Genomic DNA, 13,421 nt, shown 5'->3' with positions numbered 1-13,421 from the left:
AACCAAACAGTCCGCATTCGCCAAGCGAACCGTGGAACCTTTCACGAAAGCTCTGCTATATAAGTTGAACGAAAGAAAGTCAGGCAAAGCCTGCGTGTGAAAGGTTCTTCCGATCGCTGTTGTTCCTGTTCATTTGTTCAACTTTTTATAACAAAACAACCTTCAAAGCGCTGAAAAACTGAACAGCAATTTGAAGGTTGTTTTGTTGTTAGTAATAACGTTTACTAAGGCATCACCTTGCATCCGGCTTATCGAGCAGAGCATCAATCCGCTTCTCCCATTGTTCCCGCGGAATGACGCCGAGAATTCGTTCCTGAACAACTCCATTTTGATCAATCAATAGTGTGGTCGGGAACGTTGTTACTTTGTACAGCTTGGTCGCAACTCCGTCACGGTCCATCAAAATCGGGAAATTCAGTTCAAAATCCTCTACAAACTGTCTCGCCTGCCGCTCTCTGTCGTAAGAAGTGGCATTTACCCCATATACGTCCATCTTCGTCTCATACTTCTTGGAAAGTTCAACCAAATCAGGCGCTTCCAACTCGCAAGGTCCGCACCACGAAGCCCAGAAGTTCAACAGCAGCAGCTTGTCTCTCCGATCCCCAACGGCATAATTCTGTTCATCAAGAGCCGGCAATTCCATGGGCGGCGCCAGATAGCCAGGCTTTGGCAGCGCCTCCTGAGTTCCCTGTACAGAGGAGAATACTTGATTTGTCTGTTTATCGTTCAGAAAAAAGTAGCCGAAAATCAAAAAAACGCAGGCCGCGACAATGATCCCAATCTTTTTCATACATTCAATCGCTCCTTTAGACTTCATAATAGCACGGGTTAGAATTGAAGCTCAAGCTGGTAGGTAGACAACAGCAGAAGAAATAAGAAGAATGTGATCGGATGGTGAACAATTTTCTCATGCAATTCTCCCACCGCGGTTATTAACTATTATTTTCGGTAATTGCAAACATTTTCATACCTTTTGTCGGGCATTTATCGAACTGTTTGAACTGGAAACTGATTATTTTGCCTTATTTATAAATGCTTATAATAAAAAAAGAGCGCCCGCAAGCCCCTTTATATCTTAGGACTTGTGAACACTCTCGAACGATAGCTAATGCTTGCTCAGGTACGCATACAAATCAGCCAGTGTCGTAATATTTCTTGACATAATTTCCTTCAGATAGGTTTGCCACAGCTGCGCCGTCATAATGGAATCCTGAAGCGCATGATGCCTCTCTGTCACAGGAATTCCTGCACTCTCCAGCAGTTCATCAAGCCCGTACGTTTCGCGCTTCGGCTCCAGCCACTTGGCAACCATCATCGTATCCAGCAATCGATGGGTCAAATTCACCTTGGATGTCCGCCACAGCGCTGCATTCAGGAATTGCTTGTCATGGCCGCTGCCATGAGCAATAAGCACTCTTTTGCCAATGAACTCCATAAAATCATGCAGCACTTGCATTAAATCCGGCGCATCCTGAGCCATTTCATTCGTGATGCCAGTCAATGATGTAATATGTCGCGGAACTTTGCGCCGGGGATTAACCAGACTGTAGAAGACGCGGCGTTCATCCAGCGGTTCATGGCCACGAACAATAATCCCCCCCGCGGATATAATCTCATCTCCATTGTATGGATAAAAGCCTGTTGTCTCCAAATCGAAGACCACGATCTCCAGTTCCTTCAGAGGAGTATCCAATACCGACTGTTTCCGCTGCTCTTTGCTTACGGACCGGATAAAAGCCATTTGCTGTGCATTTTGGGAGCCCATCATTGAGGCGATTGCAGGCGTAATTCCACCCATTTTATACAAATGCCACATACGTCCGACACCTTTTTGCTGTTTCATGCTCTCGCCTCCGCATTGCCTTGCCTTCTCAAGTCCGTCACGCTCTCTTTCCGTCTATCGCCTTTACCCGGACCCCAGGACTTCATTTACATTGCCTGCCATATTTTATTTGAGCTTGCCCAACGTCAGCTTTTGAACTTGTCTTTGCAATCTTTTGCCAACCTTGAGACTTTGCTTCAATTCCTCTGTCATCTCTTTTGTCAAATGATGATTGGCCAGCTTACCATTATTCATGTACATGCCGTCCTCATTATTCTCCGTGGCAATCATGCGCAGCTTCAGAAAAAACAAAAACGCCTCGCTGTAAGCAGCCGCTTCTTCTGCCGTCACAACCTCTGCCTGTTCAAGAGCGTGCAGCCGCTCCAACGTCGAGGTAGGACGAAGCTGGGACTGCACGGCCATGAGTCGAACAGCATTCACCATCGGAATATAAGCCCCATACTTGATGTCAATACTGCCAGCATCCTCTCCATACTGCTCTTTCAGCAATTGGCCGAACACCCCGATCAGCATCTTGTGGCGAATCGTATTGTCAAGCATCCGTTGTACAATGACCGGCTTGGCCAGCATATCGGAGTAATAATGCCTTTTTAATCTCTCCAGCAACTCTCCGCTTCCATGGATATGGCGGCAGTCCGCTACAATGAGCAAATAACGCACCGCTTCCCAATCCGCAGTCTCGAACCAGCTTTCAAGTTGTCGCTTCCATTCGCTTTCCGGCTGGCACCACTGTGGATTTGAACTGATCACATTGCCCTCGCACGGCGGGTAGCCGATCTCCTGGAGCAGAGCTACCGCCCTGGCCGACAGATTAGTGAAAAACTTCTGGGCCGCGAGCGTTTCTTCATCTGAATGCGCATCCTCATAAATAATTCCGCTATCCTGGTCGCTGGACAACGTCTGTTCCTTCCGCCCTCCGCTGCCAAACAATAAATACGCATAAGGCACGGGGGGAGAACCCATCCCCGACCGTGCCAATTCTGCTTCTGCCAGAGCTACAGTGCGCCGGATTAACGCATCATGAACTCCATTTAATTGTCTGTAGTATTCATCAAGGGGCAGCGAAGGGAAAAGAGCATCCATACGCCTGTGGGCCTCATCTCTCAGACATCGCAGCGCTGCGGTCAATTCCGCGGCGTCGATCTCCTGCAAGAGCTGCACAAGTACCGGATCCTTCATACGGCGCTCTCCCCCTCTTCAGATATCCTGTTGTAATTAAGCGTTCAGATTTTGCTGTGCTTTTTTCATTTGCTCAGGATAACCATACGCCCCATGCTCACTCAGGTCAAGACCGATAAGTTCTTGCTCCTCGGTTACCCGGAAGCCAATAGCCTTTTTGATTACATATAGAACTGCGAACGATACGATAAATACAAACACTCCGGCGACGACTACACTTTCCAATTGCACCAAGAGTTGTCCCCAGCCCCCGCCGTAGAACAAGCCCGCCTTGCCGACACCCGCAGTCGCAGCCAGCTCCGGCGTTGCGAAAAAGCCGTTTGCCAAAGTACCCCATACGCCAGCCGCACCGTGTACGGACAATGCAAAGATCGGATCATCAATTCTTAATTTCTCGAAGAACTTTTGGCTGAAGAATACGAGTACGCCTGCGATGAGACCAATGACAACAGCAGCCCAAGGCTCGACGAACGCACAGGATGCCGTAATAGCTACGAGACCGGCCAAACCGCCGTTCAACATCGTTGTAATGTCGGATTTACCCAGTAAAGCCCAGGAAATCAGCATCGCTGCCACAGCGCCTGCAGCTGCTGCAATTTGAGTATTGAACGCAACATATCCGAAAAATCCGGTTTCGATCGCAACGGTACTTCCTGCATTAAAACCAAACCAGCCTACCCATAGGAACAAGACAGCCAGCGCAGTATAGACTTGGTTATGCCCCAAAATTTGATTGGAAGAGCCGTCTTTATTGAATTTTCCGATACGCGGCTTCAGTAGAATTGTAGCTGCCAGCGCCGCAACCGCACCGGACAAGTGCACAACGGTGGAACCGGCAAAGTCTTGCGCGCCGTCTTCTGCAAGCCAGCCGCCGCCCCAGATCCAGTGAGCGACTACCGGATAAATGACACCGACAAATACAACCGTAAAGATCAAATAAGATGAAAGCTTGGCGCGCTCAGCGAAGCCGCCCCAGGCGATTGATAATGAAATGGTAGCAAACGCAAGCTGGAAAATAAAGAATACAGAATCGGAAAGACCAGCATTCTCTCCGTAGAGAATCGGTGGATTATAGAAGAACTTGCCTAGACCAAACAATAAATTTCCGTCCTCGCCAAACGCAATGCCATAACCAACTGCCCAATAGATCAATGAGCCAAGACCAAAGGTAAAGATCGTTTTGCCTGCGACGTGTCCGGCATTCTTCATGCGGGTTGATCCGGCTTCCAGCAAAATGAATCCGCCCTGCATCAAAATTACGAGGATGGCAGCGAGCATAACCCACAGCGAGTTCAAGCCGGTATTCAGCATCGCCGTGGATGGCGCATCTGCAAATGCCATTGCAGGGAACATGAGAATCATTGCACCCATTGTAAGAACCATTTTTTTGACCAAAACGACCACTCCCTCAATGTGTTATATTTCATTACATGATAAGAAAGACTTAATGTCATTATAGATAGTTAGACCTGTTTTGACAATAGATTTTCAAAAAAGTGCAAATAATCATCCGAAAAATCTAACATTTGTCCCTGTTTCAATAATCAATGTTAAGTTTTTTGCCCCGAATGCCTAAAAGATGGATATGTGAGGAGCCGCGTCAAGCGCGAACAGAAGAATCCTCTGCCCCATAGCGGCCCGTGCCCTGCTTTCATTCGTTTAACTCAAATAGGCACATATCCCTACATTCATGTCATACATTGTTCACAGATTTACCGGCTTTCTCAAAGCGTAACGTTTGACTGTACGGTTCTGTTTTCTGTATCATATAAATATAGGTTTTATAGGGCTATAGGTCCTGCAGAGAAATAATAAAGGGGAAATCCGTTTTGGAAAGGAGGATGAATCACTTGGGGATACTAAACTTTACCGCATAGGCGAGTTGGCCAAGAAAGCGAATATCAGCCCCCGCACCATCGATTTCTATACCTCTATGGGATTGCTGGAGCCGCAGAAGCGGTCCGAGAAAAATTACCGTCTGTACAGCAGTGAAACCTTGCTCCGTCTCAAACGTATAGAACAGATGAAGCAGGATAAATATACGTTGGAAGAAATTAAAGCCAAACTCGACCAATGGAACAAGGTTTCAACCGAGGAACAGGTTACACGCAAGTTAAGCGATATTCAGCTCCATATGCAGAAGCTGGAGCGGGAAGTTAAGGAACTTGAACCGGTCATCGAGAAACTTAAGCCCCAGCAGGCTAAACATCTGACGACGAAGCTCATGCCGCAGACAGCAGCCTGTATAGAAGCGCTGATGCTGCTGCTCGGCAAAGGTCCATTTATGTAAGCTTTACTTATATCAGTTCCGCACAACCTGACTTACCAATGATGGAGGCGATTGGATTATGTTTTTTCACCCGATGGATTTTTTGATTATTATTGCATTTGTGCTGTCGCTATGGGCGCAGTTCCGGGTTAAAGGAACATTCAACAAGTGGGCGGAAGTTCCCATTAACAGCGGTCTTACAGGCTATCAGGCAGCCCGCCGCATGCTCGACAATAACGGTCTGCATGATGTGCCGATTGAAGCCGTTCCCGGCCGTCTGACAGACCACTACGACCCGATTAACCGCGTTGTCAGACTCTCTGAGCCGGTATACTATGAGAATTCCATCTCCGCCGTTGCCGTAGCCTGTCACGAGGTCGGACACGCCATTCAGCACTCGGTTGACTATCCGATGCTGGTGCTGCGCCACCGAATCTTCCCGGTAGTCAACCTGACATCAGGCATCGCGCCGTTCCTGCTTATCGCGGGATTCTTGTTCCAAAACATGGGGCTTGTAGGACTCGGGATTATTTTCTTCTCCGCCGTTGTTGCCTTCCAATTGGTGACACTGCCGGTCGAGTTCAATGCCAGCAACCGTGCCCGTGATCTGATGATAGCCGAAGGCTTTGTCAGCAACGAGGAAGAGCAAGGTGTTGCCAAGGTATTGAACGCTGCAGCTTTGACCTATGTTGCCGCAGCACTGATCTCGCTGCTGGAGCTGGTCAAGTACATTATGATTTTCACGCAAAACCGGGACTAACAGTTCGATAGCAAAAGCCCCTTCCTTTTACGGAGGGGCTTTGCTTGTTTTTGCTCTCTATTTAGAAAAGTGATCCAGCAGATATTTGTAAAATACCTTAGCGACTAGCGGAAGCTTCTGATTGGAACGGCGGATAAGGCCAATTGTTCTCGTAACAATAGGGGATTCAATACGCACCTTGGCCGTCTGGAGCGGCCCAGCCTGATGCAGCGCCATCTCCGGCAACAGACTTACACCCATTCCCGCCGCCACCAGTCCGCGTATGGTCTCCGTCTCCTCTCCTTCAAAGCCAATGCTTGGAGTAAAGCCAGCCTTCTTGCAGGCCTCCCATACAATCGGCCGCAGAGAATACCCTTCTCTGAACAACACAAATTCATCATCCTTAAGCTCAGAGAGCACAATCGATTCTCTGCCCGCAAGCGGGTGCTTTGACGGAAGAACAGCGTACAGTTCCTCCGTCAGCAGCACTTCGCCAACGACTAGCTCATCGTTCTCCGGGAACGGGGAAATAAAGGCCAGATCAATCTCTCCTTTTACCAGATCGCGAATCAGCGATGGGTACATTCCCTGCTTGAACTTAAATCGTACATGCGGGTATTGCTTCCGGAAGCCGGATACAACTTGCGGAATAAGCTGTATGCCGAGGCTGTGCGGAAAACCGAGCCGAATCTCGCCGACCTCCGGGTTCATGAACTCATTGATTTCCAGAACCGCCTTTTCCAGATCTCCGAGCACCACCTCAATGCGCTTCAAAAATAACTGTCCTGCCGGCGTGAGCTGCAAGTTTCTGCCCTTCTGAATGAACAACGAGACGCCAAGCTCTTCCTCAAGCTGATGAATCTGCCGGCTGACAGCCGACTGCGCGACACGCAGCTCCTCTGCGGCCTGGGTTACATGCTCCTTCTTTGCCACTTTGACAAAGTAGTAAAGCTGCCTTAATTCCATAATCCGTTACGACGCCCCCCTGCAAGCATTCACTTATTTTTTCTGGCAAACTGGCTGTAGAGCAAGAACCCTGCAATCAGGCCGCCGACATGCGCCCAAATATTGATATTACTTACTAAAAAGGAGTAAATCAAACCAAATCCCAAAATCATAAACACTGTCTTGCGTGATGCTTCATCCAGCGAACTTTTTTGCAGAATCGCCAGGTTCAGATAAGCGCCAAATATTCCGTAAATTGCCCCTGATGCGCCCACAGTAACAAGCGCCGGATCAGAGCTGATCATATTGAACATCAGCGCACTCAGAATGTTGCCCACTATACCGCAGAGAACATAGAATATTGTATATCGGAAAGAGCCAAGCAACCTCTCCAGCGGCGGTGCAAACACCAGTGTAGAGAAGCTGTTAAAGAATAAATGCTCCCATCCGTAATGAAGAACAATCGAGGTGACATAACGCCACGGCTCCTGCAAGCCATAGGGATCGCCAGGAAAAGCAACAAACGCGCCAAAATTGATCAGATTGCCATTTCCCAAATAGTTGAGCATAAAAACAAGCACATTAAGCGCCAATAACGTAGAAGTTACCGGATAGAGGCGCAAGTAGGAGCGGAAACTTTCATACCGCAAAAAAATCATTCAGTCATCTCCCTTTCCTGCTTCACATTGGACAAGCAACATTTCTACCGATTATAATAAATGTGCAGCAACCCAATTACAAGGAGGCAATTATAATGGCGCAAGAACGCACAGGCGTAGCTACACTAAAAGGCAATCCGATTACATTGATCGGTCCGGAATTAAAGAAGGGCGACAAGGCTCCTGACTTCCAATTAAACAAAACTCTTACTGATGTTGTATCTTTGAGTGATTTTGCTGGAAAAATCAAACTGATTAGCGTTGTGCCCTCAATCGATACAGGGGTATGTGACTCACAGACCCGCCGTTTCAACGAGGAAGCCGCCGGTCTTGGCGACAAGGTGGCTATACTTACTGTCAGCGTCGACCTTCCGTTCGCCCAGGCCCGCTGGTGCGGAGCCGCAGGCGTTGATCAAGTAACGCTGTTGTCCGATTACAAAGACAATAACTTTGGCGAAGCATATGGCGTCCTGATCAAGGAATTAAAGCTCGACTTGCGCTCAATCTTCGTAGTGGACGAGAATGATACAATCCAATACGTTGAAGTATTGAAAGAAATGGCCGACCACCCGGATTACGAAAAAGCAATTGCTGCGACAAAAGAACTGATCTAATCGATCCAGGAACATGGATATGACGCATTTCTTACCGGTATGACGCATAAACGGCTGCCGCCGTCACTTCTACAACGGGGCAGCCATTACGCTTACCTGATAAAAAGCGAGTGAAGGTTATCCTTCCTCGCTTCTTTTTATTTTATGGGCTATCCACCTTATTGGCGGCCAGCTTTTTATCAAGTGTTCGATAGATATCTAGGATTACGCGGTAATTGGAACCCAGGTCGCCAAGCGAGCCGCGTGATGCTGAGTAAATATCGACTGCGGAAGTAATCGGGTTGATCCCGATAACCGAAACCGTAATATCCATCATTCTGCCGGTAACGGTTCTCTTCTCCAGTACAATCTCTCCAACCGATTCCACTTCATGAAGCAGCTTAAAGCCTTGCATCTTTTTCAAAGTGGATACGACCTCAGCCCACGCTTTTTCCTTCGACAACTTATAATAGTGAGATTTCAGTAAAGGGTCCTTCGCTCTATCACCTGTCTGCTCAAAGCTTCGCAGTATTCCAATTAGCGTCCGCTTTAACAACACCCATCTCCCCCTCAGACTCTATGTATAAAAAGACGGATACAACAAGCGCAGAAGACTGCCGTCGTGCTCAGAAGCGGCAGAAGCGTCTGGCGATAAATACAAGAATATGATAACAACTGATGTACTCTTATATTTAAATAAAGCGTATCCATAAGCGCAAACGGCTGTCATGTAAAAATTCAGCGGAGAATTCCATGTCTCGTCTTACAGAATCTCTACGGCGCTGCCTCCAATGATAAATGAAAGAAGCGGTCAAATTTTCAATCCTTGACAGCAGGCAAGAACGGTTAAGTCCGTTCAATACAATGTACGGCAGAACCGTTGCTGTGAGACCCTTATGTAAGTAGCCTAATAAAATCCAGCTATCAAATGCTAGAGAAACCCGCTTATGCCGTCCGACTTGCTTGTTTTTTGAACCCGCTCTCGCAGGTGGGTGTCCGCAGAAGTGTTTTTGAAGTCCCTTTTTGAGGGCATGTCAGCCGCACTCCAATCTAGGTCTCCCGTAAAACAGCCATTGGTTCAAAACAATGTTAAGCCGTAACGAACATCGCAGGATGTAATGAATATTATAGACCGTTTGAATTAAAAAGTAAACCGAATCCCCGCTGTAAATTCAAGGTTAAGGCTACTTTCTAACATCTTCCGAGATTTCAACGTCCTCTTCTTCCGCTTGTTTTTCAGCCTCGGCGCGCTCCTGTTGCTCCTTCAGCTTCAAATAAATCAAGTGGAAATTATAAAAGGATACAACTCCGATCAAACTTCCCATGAAAAACGGAATCAGAAAGGTAAACTGGAAGCTGATGAATAAAATACCGCCGCTTACGATTACGGTAGACAAGGAACGCAAAGGCCGACCGATCGTAATCAGAATGGCATTCTTGATCAATTGAAACAGCTTCATGTGATAGTGAACCATCATGGAGAAGAAATTGAACATGGATACAAACAGCAAAAAGATCAGCCCGATAAATACATAAGACAACAGCTGAAAATTGTTCAATTCATTCAGGTAAACCTTGTAGTCCACAAACATGATTACAAACAGCAGCGTATACAGCAGTCCGCCGAACATGCTTTGAACATAATTTTCCTTGTAGCCTCTGAAAAAGGTTTTAAAAAGCGGTACATCCACTTCACCCATAATCCACTTGCGAACAACCGCATACAGTGCAGCGGTTGCTGGGAAGAAGGTAAACGGCGCCACAATTGCTGCCCATATCAAAGAGGAATATAATTGGCCCTCATTTTGTGAGATGACCAATCCGCTGAAGATGAAAAATACAAATGGGATTGAACAAATGATCCACAAAACATTCGTTACGGACAACCGCATAATCCATTCGGATATTTTGTAGAAGCCACCCATCAAACCTCGCATTTCCATATGTGAAGCCCCCTACAGAAACGTTATCATGGTTGCAATCGGCAAATCTCTTCCCTTTTTAAAAACCGGGAATAATAACACGTTAGAGCCCTATCCGGTGCCATAGCGCGATTAAAATTCCCGGTTCACGATTAGACGTAGTTTAGTTATTTACATAGTCGTCGGAAGAACTTCTCTGACGACGGTACTCGCCATTGTTGCTGCTGCGTTGTTCCCCGCTGCGGCCGCCTTCATTGCGTCCGCGGTTGTCTCCGCGCCCGCTGTTGTTGTTGCGGTCACGATTATAACCTCCGCGGTTGTCGCGGCTGTCGCGGGACCGTCCGCCATTGCCGCTGCGATTGCCGCTGCCGAACGGTCCGCCGGAGAAACGGCGCCCGCTTGAACGGATATCCGGCTTGCGCTTCTTCGCACGAATCGGATCTTCCGGTGTCAACTCGATACTGACATCCTTCTTCTCGCCGGTCAGCAGCTTGATTGCAGCGGCCACAAGATGAACGGAGTCATAACGCTCCAGCAATTGAATCGCAATGCCTTTGTATTCCTGGAAGTCGTCGCTTTGGATAATTTCAATCAACCGCTCAGCTGTAATACGCTGTTTGCCTTCGATAGCTTCCGCCATGCTTGGCAACGGCTTTCTGGCAATTTTCTGGCGCGTTACTTTCTCGATGAAATGAAGATGATCGATTTCACGAGGAGTCACGAAGGACCATGCCGTACCTTCCTTCCCTGCACGACCGGTACGACCGATACGGTGTACGTAGCTCTCAGGGTCCTGCGGCAGGTCAAAGTTGATAACATGGGACACGCCGGATACATCCAGCCCGCGCGCCGCCACATCTGTAGCAACAAGCACATCGATGCTGCCGTCGCGGAATTTGCGCATTACGTTGTCCCGCTGGTTTTGGGAAAGATCCCCGTGCAGTCCGTCTGCGGAGTAGCCGCGTTTTTGCAGCGCCTCGCTCAGTTCGTCAACACGACGCTTGGTGCGTCCGAATACGATCGCCAGCTCAGGAGATTCCATGTCCAGAAGACGGCTCAAGCCTTCGAACTTCTGGCGCTCATGCAACTCGATATAAGCTTGATCAATAAGCGGAGCTGTGATGTTCTTCGGAATAACGGATACGTGCTCCGGATTTTTCAGGAAGCGTTGGGCCAGCTTCTGAATGTTAGGCGGCATGGTTGCCGAGAACAGCATAGTTTGACGCTCTTCCGGGACCATGCTCAGGATGCTCGTAATGTCCTCCATGAAGCCCATATCGAGCATTTCATCCGCTTCGTCCAATACAACAGTCTGAACATCGTCCAGACGGATTGTTTTGCGGTTGATGTGGTCAAGCAAACGTCCTGGCGTTCCGATAATAATTTGCGGCTTTTTCTTCAAAGCGCGAATTTGACGTCCAATATCCTGGCCTCCGTAAATCGGAAGGGAACGAGTGCCTTTGTAGCGGGATAGTTTCCCGATCTCCTCGGCTACCTGAATGGCCAGCTCCCGTGTCGGAGTCATAACCAGCGCAACAATACGATCCTCACTGACCGGAATTTTACTAATAAGCGGGATACCGAAAGCAGCGGTTTTTCCCGTACCCGTCTGAGCTTGACCAATCAGGTCGGTGCCTGTGATCGCGATCGGGATCGATTTGTCCTGGATTGGAGTGGATTCTTCGAATCCTAACTCAGTAATAGCTTGCAACACCTTTGGTTCCAAGCCGAATTCAGCAAATGTTTTCAAACGTATTCATACTCCTTCTTTTCTAAAGCTCCCAATGTAAGCGGAGATTAGTCCGCCCCTATATCTTGTTCATTATAACATAAGTTCATTGACGAATACCAGTAATAGCAAGCGGCGCATAATATTCCTTAACATGAATTGCATTTTTGTCTCACCAAGATTGTGAAAGGAGCAAGAATATGGAATGGCTTCGCTATACCGGAACAATGCTCACAATGATTCTCGGCTCGTTCTTGGTCGCCTTCGGATTTAACAGGCTGCTGATCCCCTTCGAACTGTTAAGCGGAGGTGTATCCGGGATCTCGATGATGATTGGCTATATCACTGGCGGCAATATCGGCTGGCTGTATTTCGTTCTCAATTTTCCAATTCTTGTATGGGGCCTATTCACGCTCGGGAAGCGATTTATATTGTGGAGCATCATCTCCGTTATCACCGCAACAGCCTGGCTCCAATTCATCCCGGTCAAGCAGGTCGTCGGAGATCCGCTTCTGGGCGCCATCTTCGGAGGCGTAATCGTAGGCTTAGGCAGCGGTTTGGCGCTTCGCAAAGGCGGTTCCTCCGGCGGCTTTGACATTATCGCTTCTATTGTGACGCGCAAGCGCGACTTGCCGGTCGGCATGATTATTTTCCTCCTAAATGGAATTGTTATCCTTGTTTTGGGATGGCTGATTCAGGACTGGGACTCAGCAATGTATTCCATGATCTCGATCTTTGCCGCCGGCAAGGTTGTCGACATTATCCATATCCGCTACGTAAAGGTGACGGCATTTATTATTACGAAAGAAACGGACAAACTAAAGAAGAAATTGCTCGAACGGCCTCGCGGCGTAACCGTGATTCGGACCCGAGGCGCCTATTCGGGAGACGAGAAAGATATGCTGATGACGGTTACGACACGCTACGAACTGGCCGAGCTTAGGAAAACCATTCTTTCCCTGGACCCGAGCGCGTTCGTCAGCATCGTAGAGACCGTCGGTGTCCTGGGTCAGTTCCGCCAGCCTGTCGGCTGATAACAGCTAAAAAATGGACGGGATGTTGAGTGGAATTTCCGAAAGTCACTATGTTTTTAAAAATCGTCCTGTTATAATAAAGGTATTCCGAGGTTTGTTAGTTTGATGCCAGACCGGTTTGCCCTGTTTTCTTTCTGTTTAACAAGCTTTAGCTACTGCAGGCCCTGCCTGAAGCTGGATAAGGCTTGTGTGCCACAGAGAAATAAAAGTAAAGTATGACGTTTAATACTTTCTTATTATTTCAAGGAAAGGGTGATGTTAGGATGGATATGCAAACTGTAACACTATCGCGGATTGTCGAAAAGCTGGTGCCGGAGTTGGTTCCCTTCCTGACGGAGCGAGAGCTGCAATTGAATATTGTGCTTCGCGACGGCCTCTCCGTATTGGAGCCAGAAGACGCGATTGAGATCGTGCACCACAGCATTTATGAGGTTCAAAAAGCTGTTCTTCTTCATTAAGATTGATAAAGATTGATAGCAGTATGACGGGAACGCCCCAGGCGTTCCCGT

Annotated in this window: 14 protein-coding genes and 1 other RNA gene; 5 read left to right on the top strand and 10 right to left on the bottom strand. The window is 48.0% G+C overall.

The genetic code is table 11. The features are described from left to right. Nucleotides 1-232 precede the first annotated feature (232 nt). The 4 genes from JFN88_RS00730 to JFN88_RS00715 all read right to left on the bottom strand — a co-directional run bounded on the left by JFN88_RS00730 (nt 233) and on the right by JFN88_RS00715 (nt 4,417). On the bottom strand, nt 233-790 hold the full coding sequence (locus tag JFN88_RS00730; protein ID WP_199017371.1) for a TlpA family protein disulfide reductase: 558 nt from the start codon (nt 788-790) through the stop codon (nt 233-235). 315 nt (nt 791-1,105) lie between these two features. Beyond that, entirely contained in the window at nt 1,106-1,843 is a 738-nt protein-coding gene (locus tag JFN88_RS00725) for a 3'-5' exonuclease (RefSeq protein WP_199017370.1), read from the bottom strand. Nucleotides 1,844-1,948: 105 nt separating this feature from the next. Beyond that, on the bottom strand, nt 1,949-3,022 hold the full coding sequence (locus JFN88_RS00720; protein WP_199017369.1) for a DUF294 nucleotidyltransferase-like domain-containing protein: 1,074 nt from the start codon (nt 3,020-3,022) through the stop codon (nt 1,949-1,951). Nucleotides 3,023-3,058: 36 nt separating this feature from the next. Then, nucleotides 3,059-4,417: an ammonium transporter gene (locus tag JFN88_RS00715; RefSeq protein WP_199017368.1), complete on the bottom strand. Its 1,359-nt coding sequence runs from the start codon at nt 4,415-4,417 to the stop codon at nt 3,059-3,061. A gap of 487 nt (nt 4,418-4,904) precedes the next feature. Here JFN88_RS00715 and JFN88_RS00710 point away from each other — a divergent pair, with 487 nt between their 5' ends. Then, the gene (locus JFN88_RS00710) at nt 4,905-5,312 is read left to right on the top strand and encodes a MerR family transcriptional regulator (RefSeq protein WP_233167300.1); all 408 of its coding nucleotides are present in this window, start codon (nt 4,905-4,907) and stop codon (nt 5,310-5,312) included. Nucleotides 5,313-5,370: 58 nt separating this feature from the next. Beyond that, on the top strand, nt 5,371-6,051 hold the full coding sequence (locus tag JFN88_RS00705) for a zinc metallopeptidase (protein WP_199017367.1): 681 nt from the start codon (nt 5,371-5,373) through the stop codon (nt 6,049-6,051). A 57-nt stretch (nt 6,052-6,108) separates the two neighbouring features. Here JFN88_RS00705 and gltC read toward each other — a convergent pair whose 3' ends face one another. Both gltC and JFN88_RS00695 read right to left on the bottom strand, forming a co-directional pair. Beyond that, a complete protein-coding gene (gltC, locus tag JFN88_RS00700; protein WP_199017366.1) occupies nt 6,109-6,996 on the bottom strand; it encodes a glutamate biosynthesis transcriptional regulator GltC in 888 nt (295 codons plus the stop codon). A gap of 29 nt (nt 6,997-7,025) precedes the next feature. Next, entirely contained in the window at nt 7,026-7,634 is a 609-nt protein-coding gene (locus JFN88_RS00695) for a rhomboid family intramembrane serine protease (protein WP_199017365.1), read from the bottom strand. Between the two features lie 95 nt (nt 7,635-7,729). Here JFN88_RS00695 and tpx point away from each other — a divergent pair, with 95 nt between their 5' ends. After that, nucleotides 7,730-8,248, top strand: a complete 519-nt coding sequence (tpx, locus tag JFN88_RS00690) for a thiol peroxidase (RefSeq protein WP_199017364.1) — start codon at nt 7,730-7,732, stop codon at nt 8,246-8,248. 142 nt (nt 8,249-8,390) lie between these two features. Here tpx and JFN88_RS00685 read toward each other — a convergent pair whose 3' ends face one another. From JFN88_RS00685 to cshA, 4 genes are all read right to left on the bottom strand, one after another. Then, nucleotides 8,391-8,783 (bottom strand): DUF1499 domain-containing protein, encoded by a 393-nt coding sequence (locus tag JFN88_RS00685; protein WP_199017405.1) that lies wholly within the window; start codon nt 8,781-8,783, stop codon nt 8,391-8,393. Between the two features lie 378 nt (nt 8,784-9,161). Continuing rightward, nucleotides 9,162-9,345, bottom strand: a non-coding RNA gene (gene ssrS / locus JFN88_RS00680) — 6S RNA. 66 nt (nt 9,346-9,411) lie between these two features. After that, nucleotides 9,412-10,170: a YesL family protein gene (locus JFN88_RS00675; RefSeq protein WP_199017363.1), complete on the bottom strand. Its 759-nt coding sequence runs from the start codon at nt 10,168-10,170 to the stop codon at nt 9,412-9,414. Nucleotides 10,171-10,312: 142 nt separating this feature from the next. Then, nucleotides 10,313-11,899 carry a degradosome RNA helicase CshA gene (gene cshA / locus JFN88_RS00670; protein WP_199017362.1) on the bottom strand — a complete coding sequence of 529 codons (1,587 nt, stop codon included), beginning with the start codon at nt 11,897-11,899 and terminating at the stop codon, nt 10,313-10,315. Between the two features lie 179 nt (nt 11,900-12,078). On the opposite strand from cshA, the gene JFN88_RS00665 reads away from it, so the two are divergent. Further along, nucleotides 12,079-12,912 carry a YitT family protein gene (locus JFN88_RS00665; RefSeq protein WP_199017361.1) on the top strand — a complete coding sequence of 278 codons (834 nt, stop codon included), beginning with the start codon at nt 12,079-12,081 and terminating at the stop codon, nt 12,910-12,912. Between the two features lie 263 nt (nt 12,913-13,175). Then, complete coding sequence (locus JFN88_RS00660) at nt 13,176-13,370, top strand: hypothetical protein (RefSeq protein ID WP_028562489.1); 195 nt, start codon at nt 13,176-13,178, stop codon at nt 13,368-13,370. Nucleotides 13,371-13,421 lie beyond the last annotated feature (51 nt).

Origin of the sequence: Paenibacillus roseus, from assembly GCF_016424485.1 — a bacterium.
GTDB classification, from domain to species: Bacteria; Bacillota; Bacilli; order Paenibacillales; family Paenibacillaceae; genus Paenibacillus_D; species Paenibacillus_D roseus.
The sequence above is the reverse complement of the archived record's forward strand: the minus strand, read 5'-3'. Positions and strand labels throughout refer to the sequence as shown.